This window comes from Vreelandella halophila (genome assembly GCF_009856365.1).
Taxonomy (GTDB): domain Bacteria; phylum Pseudomonadota; class Gammaproteobacteria; order Pseudomonadales; family Oleiphilaceae; genus Halospina; species Halospina utahensis_B.
In genome coordinates this window covers 335,621-354,181 of the sequence record NZ_WMEX01000001.1, presented here as the reverse complement: position 1 = coordinate 354,181, position 18,561 = coordinate 335,621, and the positions used below count along the sequence as shown (strand labels likewise).

Genomic DNA, 18,561 nt, shown 5'->3' with positions numbered 1-18,561 from the left:
TTATTGCCTGGGGCCGGTCAGGTGCGCAAAAGCCACCTGCCAGGTTGCGGGCACACCATACCGGGAATCCCGGTGGCGGTCATAGGCACGGCGCATGGCTCTCAGGCGCCCGGGGCCGAGCGCACCCCGGTGGCGGTGTTCATCCTTGTAGCGGGCCCCGAGGGTCTTGAGCTCTCCCAGCAGCGCCATGACATCCGGGTACCACAGTACCAGCGGTTCAACATCAACAGTCACCCTCTCAAAGCCCTCGGCCAGCCGCGCCTCCAGCTCCGCCCGGGTCAGGAAACGATTGACGTGGCGACGGCCGGGATCGGCCTCCGCCCACGCGGATTCCAGTTCGGTCAGGGTTCCGTCCACCAGGGTCGCGAGATGGGCCCCGCCCCCGGGCTTAAGCAGTCTTGCCATCTCCCGGGCAACGGCACCGGTGTCCTCGCACCACTGGATCATCAGGCTCGACTGGATCCAATCCAGGCTGCCCGAGGCCAGCGGCACATTCGCGGCATCAGCCACGAGCCAGCGCGCATCCACGCCCCGGTGCGCCCGGGCATAATCGACCATTCCGGGAGACAGGTCGGCGGCGATCAGTTCCTCGGGGGCCAGCTCGCGCTCCAGCTCCGGCAGACTGAAACCGGTACCGCAGCCCAGATCAAGTCCCACACCACCGCTCGGAGCCTCCATGCGGGCCAGCAGATCCAGCGCCACGCGCTGCTGCAGCCGTGCCGCCGCGTCATAGCTCTCAGCGGCCGCGCCGAAGTCATCGGATACGCGCTGGCGACTGACCTGGTTGAACTGCCGCGCATTCATGGTGCCACCTGCTTCATAGCCCCGCTGATCCAATCCGTTGCCCCAGCGGCGGAAGCCGGCCAGTGGCAGGATTCAGCCGCCAGATGACAGCGTTCACCGACCAGGCCAAGTGCTTCCGGTACCGCCCCACTGACCAGCGCATCACGCCCGCAGAACAGGTGCTGTGCCCATGCCCCTGCCTGCTGCCAGAGCGCCCGTTGATCGAGCCGGGCAAGCCACTCCAGACTGTCTGAAAGACCCTGCCGGTAGTCCAGGGTCAGCTCCGGCCAATCCAGGGCCTGGAGTTCACGGCGTACCTGCCGGGGAGATGCGCTGCCCTGGCTGACCAGGGCGCAGAAACGACCGAGCGTCTGCTCCACATCCACCCGCATACCCTCCCGGAAACCACGGAAGTCGGCATCCGCCATACCCACGGACCAGTCCGACCCCTCCAGAAAGCGGGGAGTCGAACAGAGGGTCACCACACCGCTCACCGTTCCAGGAAAGCGCTCACGGGCCGCCATGGCCACCTGTCCGCCCAGGGACCAGCCCAGCCAGGGCACTCCCGAGGGAACACGGGCCATAACAGCGTCCAGCGCGGATTCCAGATCCTGATGCCCGATCGCCATCCGTGCCGGCTCCAGCAGCACGGGCTCCACCTCAGCGGGCAGCAGTGGCCGCAGCGCCTCCGCCGGGATACCCCAGCCGCCGACAACAACCGCCCTGGTCATGCCGCCCCCGTTTCGCTGCGCGCCGCCCTGAGCGCCTCCAGGAGCCGCTCCATATGTTCATCCGTATGGCTGGCGCTGAAGGTCAGGCGCAGACGCGCTTCACCCTGGGGAACCGTGGGCGGACGGATCGCCGGCACCAGAATATCCCGCCGCGCCAGTGCCCCGCTCAGGGCCATGGCACGGTCCGATGGCCCCAAGATCAGGGGCTGTATCGGCGTCCAGGACTCCATCAGCCGGTAGCCGAGCGCGGTTGCCTCATCCCGGAACCACGCCACCAGCTTCGCCAGGCGTTCACGCCGCCAGCCCTCTTCCCGACAAAGTTCCAGGCTGCGCCGGGTTGCGGCCGCCATCGCCGGCGGCATGGCGGTGGTGTAGATATAGGTGCGCGCTTTCTGCACCAGGTAATCCACGAATTCACGTGAGCCGGCAACAAAAGCGCCACCGACACCCAGTGCCTTGCCCAGTGTGCCCACCAGTATGGGCACTGCGGACTGGTCAAGACCGCGGACCTCGGCGATACCGCCGCCCTTGCTGCCCAGCACGCCCAGACCATGGGCGTCGTCCACCATCAGGGGCACACCCTGCTCCCGGCACAGCGCGGACAGACCGTCCAGCGGTGCCAGGTCGCCGTCCATGCTGAAAACCCCATCCGTTGCCACCAGCGCACAGCGCGACTCCGCCTCCAGAAGCCGGGCGGCGGCGCTGGTGTCGGCGTGGGTATAGCGTTTCAGGCGGGCACCCGCGAGACGGGCACCGTCCAGCAGTGAGGCGTGGTTGAGGCGGTCCTGCAGGATCACGTCATGGCGCCCGGCCATGGCGGCAGTGACACCGAGATTGGCCATATACCCCGTGGAGAACAGCGCCGCCGCTTCCCGGCCGGTATGTGCCGCCAGTGCCTCTTCGAGCTCCTGATGGAGCCGGTGGTGACCATTCACCATATGCGAGGAACCGCTGCCCACCCCGTGTTCACGGGCTGCGTCTGTGAGCGCCTCAATCACACCGGGGTGGTTGGCAAGCCCGAGGTAGTCATTGCTGCAGAAGGCCAGCATGCTGCGGCCATCCACAACAATCTCCGGGCCCTGGGCGGAATCCAGAACCCGGCGATCCCGCAGCAGCCCCTGCTGCCGCAGTGTTTCGAGCTCGGCGCTGTAATCAGGCATTGGCCGCGTCGTAGAACAGGGCACTCTGGCGCTCCTGCTCCATGCGGCGGGTCAGCTCGTCGACCTCGTCCTCGTCCGAACGGTCCGTGGCCAGCGGCTCCGGCACGATGCCAAGGCGCCGGAACAGCGCCCTGTCCTGCTCGGCCTGCGGGTTTTCCGTGGTCAACAGCTGATCGCCGTAGAAAATGGAATTGGCGCCGGCCATGAAGCACAGTGCCTGCATCTGGTCGTTCATCTCTTCACGCCCCGCGGACAGGCGGACATGGCTCTTCGGCATGAGAATGCGCGCCACGGCAATGGTACGCACGAACTCGAACGGATCGAGGTCCTCGACGTCTTCCAGCGGTGTACCCGGAATCTTGATCAGCATGTTAATGGGCACACTTTCCGGGTGATCCGGCAGGTTGGCCAGCTGCAGCAGCAGCCCTGCCCGGTCATCCTCATCCTCGCCCATCCCCATGATGCCGCCGCAGCAGACCTTCATGCCCGCATTACGCACGTTCTCCAGGGTATCCAGACGGTCCTGGTAGGTCCGGGTGGTGATGATCTGGTTGTAGTAGCGCTCGGAGGTGTCGAGGTTGTGGTTGTAGTAATCCAGCCCTGCTTCCGCCAGCTCACCGGCCTGGTCCTCCGTGAGCATGCCCAGAGTCATGCAGGTTTCGAGCCCCATGTCCTTCACGCCACGGATCATTTCCAGCACGTGCGGCAGATCCTTCTTCGTGGGGCTGCGCCAGGCCGCGCCCATGCAGAAGCGGGTTGCACCGGTTTCCTTGGCCGCTTTCGCCTGCTCCAGGACCTTCTCGACCTGCATCAGCTTCTCTTTTTCGAGACCGGTGTTGTAATGGCCACTCTGCGGGCAGTACATGCAGTCCTCGGGGCAGGCACCGGTCTTGATGGAGAGCAGGGTTGAAACCTGCACTTCATTGGGATCAAACCACTGGCGGTGCGCCTGCTGGGCCCGGAAGACCAGGTCGTTGAACGGCATATCCAGAAGTTCACGGACCTCCTTCAGGGTCCAGTCGTGACGGATGGCATCGGAAGTGGTCATACTGGTGTCCTTATCCTGCTGATCAATGGTCTGCCACACGGAGGTGTCCAGACGGAATGGAAACCATGATAAGGATGGCCAGACGGCTGTCAACCAGAGCAACCCTGATGGTTAACAGGGTGAACACAACCCGCCCCAGGCTGAGCCGGTGCGTCATCTGCCTGGGCCCGGACCAGGGCGGCGGACTCTGCCACGCATGCCTTCTTGACCTTCCGGCAACAGGTCCCTGTTGCCGGCGCTGCGCCCTGCCACTGTCCATTGGGGAACGCGGAGCAAGCCTGTGCCGGCAATGCGAGCGCACCGACCCACCCCAGGACCGGAGCCGCATTCCCTGGCGCTACGAGTGCCCCGTGGACCGCATGATCCAGAACTACAAGTACCACGGCACACGCGCCCAGGGCGCCGCTCTGGCCCGCAATTGGCTGCGGGCCGCTGGCATGCCCGAGCCGCGACCATTGGCCCTGATTCCGGCGCCCATGGATCCGGAACGGTTGCGCGAGCGCGGCTTCAGCCAGACGGCGGAGCTGGCGGACTGGCTCGGTCGCTCCACAGGGATACCGGTGCTGCCCAGCCGGCTCCAGCGCCATGGCGGCTATCGTGCCCAGGCCAGCCTGTCGCGCTCCGAGCGACGGCGCAACCTCAGGGAGGCTTTCTTCGTTGCCGGCAGCGCGCCCCTTCCGGAGCATGTCGCCCTGATCGAGGACGTGGTCACCACCGGCGCGACAGCGGAGGCCATGGGGCACTGCCTGCGCCGGGCGGGAGTGCAACGCCTGGAGGTCTGGGCACTGGCAAGAACACCCTAGGCGTCAGTACAGCTGCTGGAGCACACGGTCGGCGAGCGCCAGGGAAGCAGTGAGCCCCGGGGACTCAATACCGAACAGATTCACCGCCCCGGCCAGGCCGTGCTCCCTCGGCCCCTGGATCATGAAATCCGCCGGTTTGTCGTCAGGGCCGTGAATGCGGGGACGGATGCCGGCATAGGCGGGCGTCAGGCGCGCGGGGTCCAGCCCGGGCCACCACTGGCGGACGGCGTCGGCAAAAGTGGCAGCCAGTGATTCCGGCACGGACCATTCCAGGGCATCCACCCAGTGCGCGTCCGGCCCAAACCGGGCCTGACCGGCCATATCAAGGGTCAGGTGCACGCCAAGCCCACCTGCAGCCGGCAACGGGTAGATCAGGCGCTGGAAGGGGTGACGGCCGCTGTAGGCGAAGTAGTGGCCCTTGGCGAACCACTGGCGCGGCACAGCCTCTGCAGGCATCCCTTCCCATCGCCGGGCAACGGGCACAGCCCCCAACCCACCGGCATTAACCACGATGGCGGCGCTGAGTTCGCAGGGTGCATCGCCGCCCACCTGGACGCGGTGGCGCCCCTGCACGGTCTCAATCCGCTCCACCGGCGCCTGGCGCACCAGCCAGCCGCCATGGGCTTCCATATCCCCGAGCAGAGCCTGCATAAAGGCGTGGGAATCCACAATGCCGCTCATCGGGGACGCCAGCCCGGCCGCCGCGTGAAGCTCCGGCTCCCGGGCGATTTCACGGGTGCTGAGCCACTCTAGTACCACGTCGTTGTCCGCGGCATTGCGGCGCAGTCGCTCCAGGGCGGGAATTTCAGCCTCACCGGTGGCAACCAGCCACTTGCCGCAGCGCCGGTGGGCGACAGCGTGACGCTCGCAGAAAGCGTACAGCCGGTCCCGGCCCTCACGGCACAGCTCCGCCTTGAGCGACCCCGGCGGATAGTAGATGCCCGCGTGGATGACTTCGCTGTTGCGCGAGGAGACCTCCTCACCGGGGAGAGCGTGGCGCTCAAGCACCAGTACCTCGTGTCCGGCCCTGGCCAGGGCCCGCCCCACGGCCAGCCCCACAACCCCCGCACCAATGACGACCGCATCAACCTGTTCTGAATCCATGGGCAAAGGATACCAGCCGGGACTCTGATTGAAACGCCCAAGCGGTTATACTGGTGACCTGGCCATTTCAGCGGGGGAAGTATGTCGGACATCCGCCAGTTCATTGCGGTCATGATCGTGGCAGCCCTGTTTGTAAGCTGGCTGGGCTGGCGCGGCTATACCGTGATGGAACTCAATGAAACGCTGCGCGAACAGTCCGCGCTGGCGGACTACCCCTATCCTTTCCGCGTGCTGCGCGTGGAAGGAGACACGGCCGTCATGAGCACACTTCGCTCGCCCCGTGTGGACACCGCCCAGGCCATGCGGGAACTGTTCCCTGACCTGCGCCGGATACCGGAAACCAGCCGCGAATTCCGCCGCGCTGAACAGGAGTACGCCCGCCTTCAGGCACGGGCAAGTGAGACCGTCACCGCCTCGGGCAGCATCCGCCGGGTACGCTGGGAGCTGGACGAGAACTGGTACTACCTCAATAACATGGAGACCCGTCGCACCCCCGGTCACGCGGCCCCCATCAACCCCGCGACAGGCAGCTGACCCATGGAGACGATGGCGCACCCCTACCAGCACCTCACCCCCGACCTGGTTCTCGATGCGGTAGAGGCCTGTGGCTACGCGGTTAACGGCCGACTCTTCCCGCTTAATTCCTATGAGAACCGTGTCTACCAGGTCGGGATTGAGGACCAGAAGCCGCTGATCGCCAAGTTCTATCGCCCGGGACGCTGGTCCCGACCGCAGCTGGAGGAAGAGCACGGATTTGTGGCCGAGCTGGAGTCCGCCGAGATCCCGGCGGTTGGTGCGCTCCCCATGCCCGGCGGCGGCTACCTGGCGGACTACGGCGGTTTCACGCTGGCGCTCTACCCCCAGCGCGGCGGCCAGGCCCCGGACATCACGCTTCCGGACACACTGTTCCGCATTGGCCAGTGGCTCGGGCGCATCCATCAGGTTGGCGCGCGCAGGGACTTCCAGCACCGCCCCACCATTGACCCGGTCCGGGTGATTGATGAGGGGCAGCGCTATGTCCTGGATGCCGGATTTGTGCCGGACGATCTGGTGGCGGCCTACCGCAGCCTGATCCCGGACCTGCTCGATGCCATCCGCGCCTGCCAGGAGCGCGCCGGCGAGGTGACGATCCAGCGGCTGCACGGGGATTGCCATATGGGCAACATCCTGATGCGCGAGGAACGGCTGCTGTTCGTGGACTTTGACGACGCCCGTCAGGGCCCGGCTGTCCAGGACATCTGGCTGATGCTCAGTGGCGACGCCGAGGAGCAGCGCTGGCAGCTGGGAGAGCTCATCGAGGGCTACGAGCAGTTCAACCAGTTCAACCCGGCGGAATGCCACCTCATTGAGCCTCTTCGCACCATGCGACTGATCAACCAGGCCGCCTGGCTGGCCTGGCGGTGGGACGACCCCACCTTCCCCATGCACTTCCCCTGGTTCGGCCAGGCACGATTCTGGTCCGACCATATTCTGATGCTGCGCGAACAGCTCGCCAGCCTGCAGCAGCCACCGGTCCGGCCTCCCGGGCCCTGACAGCGCCCACGAACAACGGAAACCGCACCATGAATGATCCAACCGGTCGCTTCGATACCGAAACTGATGCCGTGTATGCCGGCGCCAGCGCCTCCGATGACCCGTTCCGGTTTGACGAGGCAGTCGCACGCGTCTTTCCGGACATGATCCGGCGCTCTGTGCCCGGCTACACCACCATTGTGCCCATGATCGGGGTGATCGCCGCGCGCTTCGCACGGCCGGACACGGCGCTCTATGATCTGGGGTGCTCACTGGGGGCCGTGAGCCTGGCCATGCGCCACAGCGTGAAAGTCCATGGCGCCCGCATTGTGGCTGTCGACAACGCTGCCTCCATGGTCGAGCGCTGCCGCCATTACATTGCCCTGGACGACGGCCAGCTGCCGGTGGCTCTCCAGTGCGCCGACATCCGCGACATCGACTACCAGCCCGCCAGCGTGGTGGCCCTGAACTTCACCCTCCAGTTCCTGCCCCCGGAGGACCGGGACGCGCTTCTGGCGCGCCTCTGCCAGGCCCTGACACCGGGCGGCGCCCTGGTGCTTTCGGAGAAGGTGGCGTTCGCGGATGCCGCCGAGCAGTCACTGCTGGAGGAGCTGCACCTGGACTTCAAGCGTGCCCAGGGCTATTCCGAGATGGAGATCAGCCGCAAACGCAACGCGCTGGAAGAAGTGCTGATCCCCGAGTCCATAGCGACGCACCGCCAGCGGCTGGAAGCGGCCGGCTTTGAGCAGGTCACGCTCTGGCACCAGTCGCTGAACTTTGTCTCCATCCTCGCCATTGCGCCGGAGGCGACGGCATGAGCACGGACTTTGACTGGCGCAGCGAATACGCCAACCTGCTGGACTGGCTGCACGACAGCGGCCGAACAGAGTGGCACGAGCAACTGCAACAGCGCCTGACCAGCGTCTTCGAGACCCACCCGCACGGCGACCTGCCGCGCTGGATGGCGGCGCTCAATCAGCTTCCCCGGATCCCCAGCGCCGAAGCGGACCTCGATCAACCGACGGTCACGCTCACAACACCCGAGCCCCTGACGGAGGCCCAACGGGAGCAGCTTGAACAGGGGCTGCGGGGCCTGATGCCCTGGCGCAAGGGGCCCTTCGATTTCTTCGGGACCCATATCGACACCGAGTGGCGATCCGACTGGAAGTGGGAACGGGTCCGGCCCGGTCTGAGTGACCTGCGCGGCCGTACCGTACTGGATGTTGGGTGCGGTTCCGGCTACCACTGCTGGCGCATCCTGGGAGCCGGGGCCCAGAGGGTGGTCGGCATCGACCCCGGCATGCTGTTCCTGATGCAGTTCCAGGCGGTGCGTACCTACCTGGGTGATCCACATGCCCACCTGCTGCCACAGCGGCTGGAGGACCTGCCCCACCAGCTCCAGCTGTTCGATACCACCCTGTCACTGGGGGTGCTCTATCACCGGCGCTCGCCCATCGACCACCTGATCGAACTCAAGGGCACGCTCAAGCCCGGCGGCGAGCTGGTACTGGAGACACTGGTGATTGAGGGCGAAATGGGCGAGACGCTGATGCCGGAAGACCGCTACGCGCGCATGCGCAACGTCTGGTTCATTCCCAGCGTCCCCACCCTGAAGCGCTGGCTGCAGCGTGCCGGTTACCGGGAGATTGAGTGTGTGGATGTAACGCGCACCACCACGGACGAACAGCGCGCCACGGACTGGATGCAGTTCCAGTCACTGCCCGATTTCCTGGATCCGGAGGACGAGCACCGGACCATTGAAGGCTATCCGGCGCCCCGTCGGGCCACCCTGGTGGCCCGCAAGCCGGCCTGAGATTCAGGCGTTGAAGGGGTGGCGCAGGGTAACGGTCTCGATCCGGTCCGGCCCTGTGGAGATGACGTCGATGGGCGCCTCGATCTGCTCTTCGAGGAAGCGGATGTAATTGCGCGCATTCTCGGGAAGCTGATCCAGGGCCGTGATGCCCGAAGTGCTTTCCGACCAGCCGGGAAGCGTCTCATACACCGGCTCAATGGCTTCGTACTGGGCGCCGCGGATCGGCGGCCGGGTTACGCGTCCTTCACGGGTGATGTAACCCACACAGACCTTCACCTCGTCCAGGCCGTCCAGAACATCCAGCTTGGTCAGGCAGATGCCGGAGACACTGTTCACCTGGATGGCATGGCGCAGCGCTACCGCGTCAAACCAGCCACAGCGCCGGGCGCGCCCGGTTGTGGTGCCGAACTCGTGCCCCTGGCGCGCCAGGTGCTCACCGCAGGTGTCGAACAGCTCCGTCGGGAAGGGACCGGAACCAACACGGGTGGTGTAGGCCTTGGTGATCCCCAGGATATAGTCCATGTACTGGGGCCCGAAACCGGTGCCCGTTGCCGCGCCACCGGCAGTGGTGTTCGACGAGGTGACGAATGGGTAGGTGCCGTGATCAATGTCCAGCAGCGCCCCCTGGGCCCCTTCGAACAGGATGTGCTCACCGCGCTTGCGCAGATCATGCAGCATGTCCGTAACATCCGCCGCCATGGGCAGCAGCTCTTCGGCGTAGGCGCGAAAATCCGCCAGGGTGGCTTCCACATCCACCGGCTCCTCGCCGTAGTACTCGGTGAGTACGAAGTTGTGGTAGCCCATCAGGTGGCGCAGGCCCCTTTCGAAGGCTTCCGGATCCGCAAGGTCACCGAAGCGCAGGCCCTGCCGGGATACCTTGTCCTCATAGGCAGGGCCGATACCACGCCCGGTGGTACCAATGCAGTCCTTGCCTCGGGCACGCTCACGGGCCTGATCAAGGCGCTCATGGGTGGGCAGGATCAGCGGGCAGGCCTCGCTGACCCGCAGCCGTGAACGCACATCCACGCCGCGCGCCTCCAGCTTGCGGATCTCCTCAAGCAGGGCCTGGAGTGCCAGCACCACACCGTTGCCGATCATGCAGGTGATGTGCTTGCGCAGAATCCCGGAGGGAATCAGGTGAAGCGCGGTGGTCTCACCATCGATCACCAGTGTATGGCCGGCGTTGTGTCCGCCCTGGAACCGCGCAACGGCGGATACCTGCTCGGTGAGCAGATCCACGATCTTGCCCTTGCCTTCGTCACCCCACTGGGTGCCCAGCACTACGACGTTCTTACCCATGAATGGCTCGCTGATCCGTTCACAAACTCATGATTGACGTTCACGCCGCTGCGGCTACAGCGGCTCCACTTTCCAGTCACCGTCCTTCAGGACAAGCTGGCGGTCACAGCCGGGCGGCAGCCGGTCATCGGCCTCGTCGTCCAGCTGCTGGATGACCGTGTCACTCTGGCGCAGCTCGCTGATGCGCCGGCGCAGCGCCGCGTCCGTTCCAGCCGGGGCCAGGATGGCGCCCCCGCCGGCACCGAAGGTTCGCCGGCCCGCTTCCAGAAGCCGGTTCAGGTCGGCACTGAAGCCGGTGGCCGGGCGGGCGCGACCGAAATCCTCGCCCACGGCATCGTATCGACCGCCCTGGGCGAGCGCTTCCTCCTGCCCCGGTGTGTAGGCGGCGAACACCAGGCCGGTGTGATAGTTGTAGCCGCGCAGTTCGCTGAAATCGAACCCGATGGCCACGCCGGGGTGACGCTCACGCACCCGGGCGGCGGTCTGCTCCAGCTGGTCAATGGCCTCGAGCACGGGCGCAGGCGCTCCCGCCAGCCGTTGCCGAGCGGCATCCGGCACCCCTTCGCCACCACTGAGCCGGCCCAGCTCCCGCAGCATGGCGCGGGCGGAGCCGGCTTCGGCAGTGCCCAGAAGCTCGTCCAGCTCCGGGATGGAGCGCCGGCGCAGGGCATCAAAGACCCGCTGCTCCAGATCGCCCCCCAGGGCCGCCTCTTCCGCCAGGCACTGGAAAATGCCCACATGGGCGATGTCCAGGTGAACCGTTTCAACGCCAGCCGCAGTCAGGGTCTCCAGCATCAGATCGATGATTTCCTGGTCGGCGCCACTGCTGCGGCTGCCGAAAAGCTCGCACCCGACCTGCAGCGGGGTACGACTGGCCAGCATGCTGCTCGGGCGGGCATGCAGAACATGGCCGGCATAACACAGGCGCGTGACACCCGGGCGGCGCAGGCTGTGCGCGTCCATCCGCGCCGCCTGCGGGGTCATGTCGGCGCGCACGCCCATCATCCGACCGGTCAGCTGATCCGTCAGCTTGAACGTCTGCAGATCCAGATCATTGCCGGTACCGGTCAGAAGCGACTGCAGGTATTCGATCATCGGGGGGATGATGAGTTCATAGCCCCAGCGCCGATAGGTATCCATCAGCTCGCGGCGCAGGGCCTCGACCTTCTGGGCCTGGGGCGGCAGGACATCGGCCACCCCATCGGGCAGCAACCATCGATCAGACGTACTCATGACGCTTGAATCCGTGATTGATTGACTGAGCAGGAACGTTTCAAGCGGTTCCGGGGGAACCTAGCGAACAACATAGAGCAGGGTCACCCCCACCAGCATGCTCGCAAACCCCGCCCACCGCATACTTGAGGGCGCCATCTGTGCCAGAACTTCCACCATCCGCTGCCAGCGCTGCGGACACAGAAACGGCATGACGCCCTCAATGATGAGCACCAGCGCCAGAGCTGTCAGCAGATCCTGCCACATGGCAATACCAGGCACCGTTCGGGTTTGTTACAGAGCCGGGATTCTACGCCCATCGCGCCCATAAAAAAACCGGAGCCGAAGCTCCGGTTCACTGGGGCTGCAGGTGTTACTGCCCGCCCATGGGTCCGTCCAGCATGTTCATGAAGTCGCTCTGGGAATCCATCAGGAACACGTCCTGGCGACTGTTGAAGGTGCTGCGGTAAGCCTCAAGCGTGCGATAGAGCTCATAAAACTCCTGGTCCTGCCCGTAGGCCTCCGCGTAAATGGTCGCGGCCTTGCCGTCACCCTCACCACGGGTTTCCTGGGCTTCACGGTTCGCCTCGGCCAGCAGCACCGTCACCTTACGGTCCGCCGCAGCGCGCACGCCCTCGGCCTGTTCGCGCCCACGGGAGCGGTATTCCTGCGCCTCGGCCTGGCGCTCAGTGCGCATGCGCTGATACACCGTTTCACTGACTTCATCCGGGAGCTCAATCCCCTTGATCCGGATATCCTGAACGCGGATGCCGAATTCCTTGCGCGTGAATTCATCCACGTTGCCCTGAATCTTCTCCATCAGCTCATCACGGGCACCAGAAACAACCTCCGTCATGTTACGCACCCCGAACTCATCCCGGAGGCCGTTTTCAATCCGGGAGGCAAGAAGCCCTTCCGCCCGCATCTCACTGCCACCGGTGGCCCGGTAGAAGTCGGCCACATCGATGATCTGCCAGGTCACGTAGGAATCCACATCCAGTGGTTTTTTCTCAATGGTCAGATACCGCTGGGTTTCGATATTGAGTGTCAGAATCCGCGTATCGAACTCCTCTGCCGTCTCGACCCAGGGAAGCTTGAAATGCAGTCCGGGCTCCACACCTGTCTTGACGAGTTCACCAAACCGCAGAACGACGCCGCGATGGGTTTCCGGCACGATGTAGACGGTCGCCGACACGAGGTAAAGAACCACGACACCGGCTATGATCGCCAGTATACCCTTAGTGTTCATGCTTAACGCCTCTCCCGGCCGGAATTACTGTTCTGCTGATCACGGATGCGATCGATCACCTGATCGCTGATCCGGTCAATGCGGTCATTGGTGGAGCCAATACCCTGATGCTGTGTATCGCCGGAGCTACTCCCGCCCGGAGCATCATCCGCCATGGCCCTGGCGCCGCCCTTCATCATCTGATCCAGCGGCAGCATCATCAGGTTGTTGCCCTTCTCAATGTCGACAACCACCTTGCTGGTCCCGGTGAGAACCTGCTGCATGGTATCGATATAGAGCCGGCGGGCTGTAATCTCCGGAGCCTGCTCATAGACGCCGAGCACATCCAGGAAGCGGGCTGTCTCACCCTGGGCGGCTTCCACCACCTTGTCTCGATAGGCCTTCGCTTCCTCGCGGATACGCTCTGCCTGACCCCGCGCCTCCGGGACCACTCGGTTACGATACTGTTCCGCCTGATCAACGAAGCGCTGCATGTCCTCACGGGCACGCTGCACATCACGGAAGGCTTCCTGCACCGGCTCCGGGGGCTGGGTACTCTCGACGTTCACTCGCAGGATCTGCATGCCCACCGTATAGGTATTCAGAAAACGCTGCAGGCGCTTCTCAACCAGCTGCCCCAGTTCCGCACGGCGCTCCGTAAGCACCCCATGCAGGGTTGAACTACCCACTTCGTGGCGCAGGGCGCTGTCCGTCGCGTATTGCAGGGTCGTGCTGGGACTGCGCACATTGAGCACAAAGTTCTTCGGCTCCTCGACCCGGTACTGGACGCTCAGGTTCACACTGACGATGTTCTCATCCTCGGTAAGCATGTGCCCCGTGGACCTGAAGGAGCGCACATCGGTCACTGTGACCATGCGGACATCGTCCAGCAGCGGAATCTTGAAATTCAGACCTGGCATGGTGGTTTTGTGGTACTCACCGAAGCGCAGGACAACGCCGTTTTCCCGCTCGTCCACGATGTAGACCGACTGCCAGGCCAGAAAGCCGAAAACCAGCAGACCGACCACGGCGAGGATCAGGCCAAAGCCGCCACCGCCTTGGCCACCACTGCTGCCCGAGCCGCCACTGCCACCGGAACCGCCCTTGTTGCCGAAAAGCCGGTTCAGCTTGTCGAGGCCCTTTTTCAGGGCCTCATCGAGGTCCGGCGGCCCCTGATCGTTGCCGCCGCGATTGCCCGAGCTCCAGGGGTCGCGGTCGTTGTTGCGGTTACCACCCGGTTCGTTCCAGGCCATAGTGTTCTCCGTCTGAGGTTATACGCTGCAGCGGCCCGGGTCTGCCGGGCACAACAGATGCAAATAGTAGGTGTTCTGAAAGGCCGCGACAACCGGGGGTACTACACCGCCTCAACCGCCATCCAGTCACTGCCGTCCAGGCAGGTCAGCCGATTCTCGTCCGTGCCGGCACGTGCAAGCAGCTGGTGCCAGTCGCGGGCCTCCATGCGCAGCTCCAGCACAGGCTCGCCACTGTCGGACATGCGCTCCGCCACCACGGCACCGCTCTGGTAGAACTGGGCCCGCAGCCAGCCATCCGCCGGAGACAGTTTCACATAGCGATGGACGACGTCCTCGGCCAGACGCTCCGCGACGGCGTCGCGCAGCTCCTCCATGCCAGCCCCGGTATGGGCCGACAGCCAGACGCGTACCGGACGACCGCTCTCGTCCCGCTCCACCCCCGGCTGCGCACCGGGGATGAGATCGATCTTGTTGCACACCTGCAGAACCGGCACTTCACCGGCTCCGATCTCACCCAGCACCGATTCAACCTGCTGGATGGTGTCATCACGGGCCGGATCGGTATTGTCGATGATATGAAGCAGCAGCGAGGCCTCGACCGTCTCCTCAAGAGTGGCGCGGAACGCCTCGACCAGGGTGTGCGGCAGATGCCGGATAAACCCAACCGTATCCGCCAGCACCACCGGGCCCACGTCCGGCACGCTCACACGGCGCACCGTGGGGTCCAGGGTGGCGAACAGCTGGTCCGCCTCAAACACCGTGGAATCAGTCAGATGGTTGAACAGGGAGGATTTGCCCGCATTGGTATAGCCCACCAGCGAGACCACTGGGATCTCGGCACGCTTACGCGACCGCCTCGCCTGCTCGCGCTGGCGCCGGACCTTCTCGAGCCTGCGGTTGATCTGGTTGATGCGCGAGCGCAGCAGCCGTCGGTCGGTCTCAAGCTGGGTCTCACCCGGCCCCCGCTGACCGATACCGCCCTTCTGGCGCTCCAGATGCGTCCAGCCCCGGACCAGCCGCGTGGACATGTGCTCCAGCTGGGCCAGCTCCACCTGCAGCTTGCCTTCATAGGTGCGGGCGCGCTGGGCGAAGATATCGAGAATGACCCCGGTGCGGTCCAGTACCCGGCATTTGAGTTCGGCCTCGAGATTACGCTCCTGACTGGGGCTGAGCTGGTGATTGAACAGCACCACGTCCGCGCCCTCGGCGTTCAGGGTCGCACGCAGCTCCTCGAGCTTGCCCTTGCCCAGAAAGAAGCGCGAACTGGGCTGATTCCGGGTCCCGGTGACAACGGCTGCACAGGTCACTCCGGCGGACTCTGCCAACTCGCGGAATTCATCCGGATTTTCCGGCTCCATCTCGGACGCCAGCGTAATGTGAACGAGAAGGGCCCGTTCACCGACCTCAGGACGCTCAAACAATCAGGTGCTGCTCCTCATTCGGGATCGACCGCCTCGCCCTCGTCACCGGGATGCTGGGGCGCCTTCACATTACGCGACGGCACAATCGTGGAAATGGCGTGCTTGTAGACCATCTGGCTGACAGTGTTGCGCAGCAGGACCACGAACTGGTCAAACGATTCGATCTGCCCCTGGAGCTTGATGCCGTTGACCAGAAAGATGGACACGGGGATGCGTTCCTTGCGCAGGGAATTCAGGTAAGGGTCTTGTAGGGAATGCCCTTTTGACATGAGGCTGCTCCTGTTTTTTATGATTGCTCGCCCCCGGGGCGATCCCCGGGCGCTGTTCCTTTCATACCATGCGGCGTGGTGTCTGGATCACCGGAGACAGTGGTGCCGCCTTTGACGATTTTCAAGGCATCGGCCAACGGATCCTTGCCCTGACTGTCCAGCCAGTGCGCATCCGGCCACCTGCGAAGCCACGTCAGCTGGCGCTTGGCCAGCTGACGGGTGGCTGCCAGCGCGCGCTCAATCATATCATCATATTGGGTTGCGCCGCTCAGGTAGTCCCACACCTGACGATACCCCACCGCCCGGATGGACGGCAGATCCGGGGACAGGTCGCTGCGCGCATAAAGCGTCTGCACCTCCTCCAGCAGCCCCTGCTCCAGCATCGCCCTGAACCGGCGCTCGATCCGTTCATGCAGATCGCGGCGCTGCGGCGGAGCCAGCGCGAGGCTGACGGTACCTTCCGGTAGCCCGCCGCCCTGATCCTCACCGGCGCCCTGCGCCCAGTGCGCGGATATCGGTCGCCCTGAGAGGCGATAGACCTCCAGGGCACGGATCAGTCGCTGGCGGTTGTTCGGATGCAGCCCGGCGGCGGCCACCGGATCCACAGCTTCCAGCTCACGATAGAGGGCGTCACCCCCCTCGGTGTCAAAGCGATGTTCCAGTTCCGCCCTTACGCCTTTATCGGCCTGCGGCAAACTCGCCATCCCCTGGCGAAGCACATTGAAATAGAGCATGGTGCCGCCCACCAGAATCGGCACCCGGCCCTCTCCCCGGATGCGCCCGATCAGGGCCCCGGCATCGGCCGCGAACTCCGCCGCCGAATAGGGTTCCGCCGGATCACGGATGTCGATCAGGTGATGGGGCGCCCGGCGCAGTGTGGCCGCATCCGGCTTGGCAGTACCGATGTCCATGCCCCGGTAGACCAGTGCCGAGTCCACGCTGATGAGCTCACCATTCAGGCGCTCACGCAGTTCAACAGCCAGGTCCGTCTTGCCCGAGGCCGTCGGCCCCATGACCAGAACCGCGGGAGGCCGCCACACCATGGCTACTGACCCCGCATGAAGAGCTTGTCCAGATCCCCCATGCTCAGCCGCGTCCAGGTGGGCCGACCATGGTTGCACTGACCGCTGCGCTCCGTGGCCTCCATATCGCGCAGCAGTGCGTTCATTTCCGGGATCGTCAACTGGCGGTTGGCCCGTACTGAGCCGTAGCAGGCCATGGTGCCCAGCAAGTGCTCGATACGGGCCTCCACCTGCTGACTGCGGCCATGGGTCACCAGATCCGAGAGAACATCGCGCACCAGCTGCTCCATATCCGCGTCCCGCAGCAGCGCCGGAACCTGGCGCACGGTCACCGTTTCCGGACCCATGCGGTCCAACTGCAGCCCAAGTGTTGCCATGTCGTCGGCGTACTGTTCGGCGTGATCCGCCTCACGCTGGCTCACGTTGAGCGTCAGCGGTACCAGCATCGGTTGGGAGGTCACACCTTCCCCTGCCACACCGCGCTTCATGCGTTCATAGACAATGCGTTCATGGGCGGCATGCATGTCCACAATCACCATCCCCTCGGCACTCTGGGCAAGGATGTACACACCATGGAGCTGCGCGACGGCGTAGCCCAGTGGCGGCATTTCCCCTTCCGGGCTCTCAGGCATAGTGGAGGGAGCCGTGGTGCGGCTCTGGATGAAGGGCGTGGGCGAGGCTTCCCGAACGGCATTGGCGGAGGGGCCGCCGCCCTGGTGCAGCCCGCCGTAGAAGGCCATCTGGGCCTCGGTCTCCGAGGGACTGGCGGGCCTGTCCCGGCTCTGCGCCGGACCGCTCACCGCAGGCTCATCAGCCACCCCCGTTGCAACAGCAGATCCAGACGGGGCCGGGGCACCCGCCTCACCCTGCCCCGGCTCCGTGCTGTCATCGCCGGGTCGCACTTCAGCCAGGGCGCGGTGCAGGCTGCGGAACAGAAAATCATGGACCAGGCGGCCGTCTCGGAAACGGACCTCGTGCTTGGTCGGGTGGACGTTGACATCCACATTGGCCGGATCAACCTCCAGATAGAGCACAAAAGCCGGATGGCGCTGGTTATAGAGCACGTCGCGATACGCCTGGCGCACTGCATGAGCCACCAGCCGGTCCCGGATGGGGCGACCGTTGACGAAGAAATACTGCAGATCCGCCTGGCTGCGCGAGAACGTCGGCAGCGCCACCCAGCCCTGCAGGCGCAGGCCCGACGCCTCCACATCAATACTCAGGGCGTGTTCCATGAACTGGCTGCCGCAGAGACTGGCCACCCGCTGCTGCCGGTCACGCTCGGTGGTTGCCGGCCGCAGGGACTGCACCGCCCGGCCATTGTGCTGGAGGGTGAAGCCCACATCGAAGCGACTCAGCGCCTGGCGCCTCAGGGTCTCTTCCAGGTGATTGAACTCGGTTTTCTCGGTGCGCAGGAACTTGCGACGGGCCGGCGTGTTGAAGAACAGATCCCGAACCTCGACGGTGGTGCCCTGGGGGTGGGCCGCCGGTGACACCCGAGTCTGCATGTCCTGCCCCTCGGCCTCCACGCACCACCCCTCGGTCTCTCCTCTGGCGCGGGAGGTCAGCGTCAGCCTCGCCACGGAACTGATGCTTGCCAGTGCCTCACCGCGGAACCCCAGGGAACTCACCGCCTCCAGGTCATCAAGGCTGTGAATCTTGCTGGTGGCATGACGGCTGAGCGCCAGCGGCATCTGATCATGGGCAATACCGTCGCCATCATCGCGCACCCGGATCAGGCGCGCCCCGCCCTGCTCCACCTCCACTTCAACCCTGGAGGCGCCGGCATCCAGCGCATTTTCGAGGAGTTCCTTCGTAACCGAGGCCGGGCGTTCAACGACTTCGCCGGCCGCGATCTGGTTGGCGAGACGGGGGGGTAGGGTCTGGATGGCTGCCATGATCG

The 18,561-nt window shown here is 64.9% G+C and carries 19 protein-coding genes; 5 read left to right on the top strand and 14 right to left on the bottom strand.

Annotated features, from left to right (window positions below; translation table 11 throughout):
* From bioC to bioB, 4 genes are read right to left on the bottom strand one after another with little or no spacing between them, the layout of a single operon-like run.
* A complete protein-coding gene (gene bioC / locus GLW01_RS01515) occupies positions 1 to 804 on the bottom strand; it encodes a malonyl-ACP O-methyltransferase BioC (protein WP_160897905.1) in 804 nt (267 codons plus the stop codon).
* Positions 801 to 1,514, bottom strand: coding sequence for a hypothetical protein (locus tag GLW01_RS01510; protein WP_160897904.1), 714 nt, complete (start codon positions 1,512 to 1,514; stop codon positions 801 to 803). Before GLW01_RS01510 ends, bioC begins: the two co-directional genes overlap by 4 nt.
* A complete protein-coding gene (bioF, locus tag GLW01_RS01505; protein WP_160897903.1) occupies positions 1,511 to 2,674 on the bottom strand; it encodes an 8-amino-7-oxononanoate synthase in 1,164 nt (387 codons plus the stop codon). The genes GLW01_RS01510 and bioF overlap by 4 nt, the downstream gene beginning before the upstream one ends.
* Positions 2,667 to 3,722, bottom strand: coding sequence for a biotin synthase BioB (gene bioB, locus GLW01_RS01500; protein ID WP_160897902.1), 1,056 nt, complete (start codon positions 3,720 to 3,722; stop codon positions 2,667 to 2,669). Before bioB ends, bioF begins: the two co-directional genes overlap by 8 nt.
* A gap of 107 nt (positions 3,723 to 3,829) precedes the next feature.
* Between bioB and GLW01_RS01495 the strand changes: the two genes are divergently transcribed.
* A complete protein-coding gene (locus GLW01_RS01495; protein WP_160897901.1) occupies positions 3,830 to 4,525 on the top strand; it encodes a ComF family protein in 696 nt (231 codons plus the stop codon).
* A gap of 3 nt (positions 4,526 to 4,528) precedes the next feature.
* On the opposite strand, the gene GLW01_RS01490 is transcribed toward GLW01_RS01495, so the two are convergent.
* Positions 4,529 to 5,629 carry an NAD(P)/FAD-dependent oxidoreductase gene (locus GLW01_RS01490; RefSeq protein WP_160897900.1) on the bottom strand — a complete coding sequence of 367 codons (1,101 nt, stop codon included), beginning with the start codon at positions 5,627 to 5,629 and terminating at the stop codon, positions 4,529 to 4,531.
* An 81-nt stretch (positions 5,630 to 5,710) separates the two neighbouring features.
* Between GLW01_RS01490 and GLW01_RS01485 the strand changes: the two genes are divergently transcribed.
* Genes GLW01_RS01485 through cmoB form a run of 4 tightly spaced genes read left to right on the top strand, consistent with a single transcriptional unit; the run spans position 5,711 to position 8,954 of the window.
* Positions 5,711 to 6,163 (top strand): hypothetical protein, encoded by a 453-nt coding sequence (locus GLW01_RS01485; protein ID WP_151441090.1) that lies wholly within the window; start codon positions 5,711 to 5,713, stop codon positions 6,161 to 6,163.
* Positions 6,164 to 6,166: 3 nt separating this feature from the next.
* Entirely contained in the window at positions 6,167 to 7,162 is a 996-nt protein-coding gene (locus GLW01_RS01480) for a serine/threonine protein kinase (protein ID WP_151441089.1), read from the top strand.
* A 29-nt stretch (positions 7,163 to 7,191) separates the two neighbouring features.
* Positions 7,192 to 7,959, top strand: a complete 768-nt coding sequence (gene cmoA, locus GLW01_RS01475) for a carboxy-S-adenosyl-L-methionine synthase CmoA (RefSeq protein WP_160897899.1) — start codon at positions 7,192 to 7,194, stop codon at positions 7,957 to 7,959.
* Positions 7,956 to 8,954 carry a tRNA 5-methoxyuridine(34)/uridine 5-oxyacetic acid(34) synthase CmoB gene (gene cmoB / locus GLW01_RS01470; protein WP_160897898.1) on the top strand — a complete coding sequence of 333 codons (999 nt, stop codon included), beginning with the start codon at positions 7,956 to 7,958 and terminating at the stop codon, positions 8,952 to 8,954. The genes cmoA and cmoB overlap by 4 nt, the downstream gene beginning before the upstream one ends.
* Positions 8,955 to 8,957: 3 nt before the next feature.
* Here the strand turns inward: cmoB and GLW01_RS01465 are convergent, their stop codons facing one another.
* The 9 genes from GLW01_RS01465 to mutL form a co-directional block, all read right to left on the bottom strand.
* Positions 8,958 to 10,253: an adenylosuccinate synthase gene (locus GLW01_RS01465; protein WP_151441086.1), complete on the bottom strand. Its 1,296-nt coding sequence runs from the start codon at positions 10,251 to 10,253 to the stop codon at positions 8,958 to 8,960.
* A 54-nt stretch (positions 10,254 to 10,307) separates the two neighbouring features.
* Entirely contained in the window at positions 10,308 to 11,486 is a 1,179-nt protein-coding gene (locus GLW01_RS01460; protein ID WP_160897897.1) for an ATP phosphoribosyltransferase regulatory subunit, read from the bottom strand.
* 60 nt (positions 11,487 to 11,546) lie between these two features.
* Positions 11,547 to 11,732 (bottom strand): DUF2065 domain-containing protein, encoded by a 186-nt coding sequence (locus GLW01_RS01455; protein ID WP_151441084.1) that lies wholly within the window; start codon positions 11,730 to 11,732, stop codon positions 11,547 to 11,549.
* A gap of 106 nt (positions 11,733 to 11,838) precedes the next feature.
* The gene (gene hflC / locus GLW01_RS01450; RefSeq protein ID WP_160897896.1) at positions 11,839 to 12,714 is read right to left on the bottom strand and encodes a protease modulator HflC; all 876 of its coding nucleotides are present in this window, start codon (positions 12,712 to 12,714) and stop codon (positions 11,839 to 11,841) included.
* Positions 12,715 to 12,716: 2 nt separating this feature from the next.
* The gene (gene hflK / locus GLW01_RS01445) at positions 12,717 to 13,946 is read right to left on the bottom strand and encodes an FtsH protease activity modulator HflK (protein ID WP_160897895.1); all 1,230 of its coding nucleotides are present in this window, start codon (positions 13,944 to 13,946) and stop codon (positions 12,717 to 12,719) included.
* Between the two features lie 101 nt (positions 13,947 to 14,047).
* Complete coding sequence (gene hflX / locus GLW01_RS01440) at positions 14,048 to 15,367, bottom strand: ribosome rescue GTPase HflX (protein WP_160897894.1); 1,320 nt, start codon at positions 15,365 to 15,367, stop codon at positions 14,048 to 14,050.
* Between the two features lie 14 nt (positions 15,368 to 15,381).
* Positions 15,382 to 15,636: an RNA chaperone Hfq gene (hfq, locus tag GLW01_RS01435; RefSeq protein ID WP_077530587.1), complete on the bottom strand. Its 255-nt coding sequence runs from the start codon at positions 15,634 to 15,636 to the stop codon at positions 15,382 to 15,384.
* A gap of 17 nt (positions 15,637 to 15,653) precedes the next feature.
* Positions 15,654 to 16,679 (bottom strand): tRNA (adenosine(37)-N6)-dimethylallyltransferase MiaA, encoded by a 1,026-nt coding sequence (miaA, locus tag GLW01_RS01430; RefSeq protein ID WP_160897893.1) that lies wholly within the window; start codon positions 16,677 to 16,679, stop codon positions 15,654 to 15,656.
* 2 nt (positions 16,680 to 16,681) lie between these two features.
* Positions 16,682 to 18,556: a DNA mismatch repair endonuclease MutL gene (gene mutL / locus GLW01_RS01425; protein WP_160897892.1), complete on the bottom strand. Its 1,875-nt coding sequence runs from the start codon at positions 18,554 to 18,556 to the stop codon at positions 16,682 to 16,684.
* Positions 18,557 to 18,561 lie beyond the last annotated feature (5 nt).

Bases quoted from the DNA above. Each gene is read 5' to 3' on its own strand.
- bioC (WP_160897905.1), bottom strand. From the start codon at position 804: ATGAATGCGCGGCAGTTCAACCAGGTCAGTCGCCAGCGCGTATCCGAT.
- GLW01_RS01510 (WP_160897904.1), bottom strand. From the start codon at position 1,514: ATGACCAGGGCGGTTGTTGTCGGCGGCTGGGGTATCCCGGCGGAGGCG.
- bioF (WP_160897903.1), bottom strand. From the start codon at position 2,674: ATGCCTGATTACAGCGCCGAGCTCGAAACACTGCGGCAGCAGGGGCTG.
- bioB (WP_160897902.1), bottom strand. From the start codon at position 3,722: ATGACCACTTCCGATGCCATCCGTCACGACTGGACCCTGAAGGAGGTC.
- GLW01_RS01495 (WP_160897901.1), top strand. From the start codon at position 3,830: ATGGTTAACAGGGTGAACACAACCCGCCCCAGGCTGAGCCGGTGCGTC.
- GLW01_RS01490 (WP_160897900.1), bottom strand. From the start codon at position 5,629: ATGGATTCAGAACAGGTTGATGCGGTCGTCATTGGTGCGGGGGTTGTG.
- GLW01_RS01485 (WP_151441090.1), top strand. From the start codon at position 5,711: ATGTCGGACATCCGCCAGTTCATTGCGGTCATGATCGTGGCAGCCCTG.
- GLW01_RS01480 (WP_151441089.1), top strand. From the start codon at position 6,167: ATGGAGACGATGGCGCACCCCTACCAGCACCTCACCCCCGACCTGGTT.
- cmoA (WP_160897899.1), top strand. From the start codon at position 7,192: ATGAATGATCCAACCGGTCGCTTCGATACCGAAACTGATGCCGTGTAT.
- cmoB (WP_160897898.1), top strand. From the start codon at position 7,956: ATGAGCACGGACTTTGACTGGCGCAGCGAATACGCCAACCTGCTGGAC.
- GLW01_RS01465 (WP_151441086.1), bottom strand. From the start codon at position 10,253: ATGGGTAAGAACGTCGTAGTGCTGGGCACCCAGTGGGGTGACGAAGGC.
- GLW01_RS01460 (WP_160897897.1), bottom strand. From the start codon at position 11,486: ATGAGTACGTCTGATCGATGGTTGCTGCCCGATGGGGTGGCCGATGTC.
- GLW01_RS01455 (WP_151441084.1), bottom strand. From the start codon at position 11,732: ATGTGGCAGGATCTGCTGACAGCTCTGGCGCTGGTGCTCATCATTGAG.
- hflC (WP_160897896.1), bottom strand. From the start codon at position 12,714: ATGAACACTAAGGGTATACTGGCGATCATAGCCGGTGTCGTGGTTCTT.
- hflK (WP_160897895.1), bottom strand. From the start codon at position 13,946: ATGGCCTGGAACGAACCGGGTGGTAACCGCAACAACGACCGCGACCCC.
- hfq (WP_077530587.1), bottom strand. From the start codon at position 15,636: ATGTCAAAAGGGCATTCCCTACAAGACCCTTACCTGAATTCCCTGCGC.
- miaA (WP_160897893.1), bottom strand. From the start codon at position 16,679: ATGGTGTGGCGGCCTCCCGCGGTTCTGGTCATGGGGCCGACGGCCTCG.
- mutL (WP_160897892.1), bottom strand. From the start codon at position 18,556: ATGGCAGCCATCCAGACCCTACCCCCCCGTCTCGCCAACCAGATCGCG.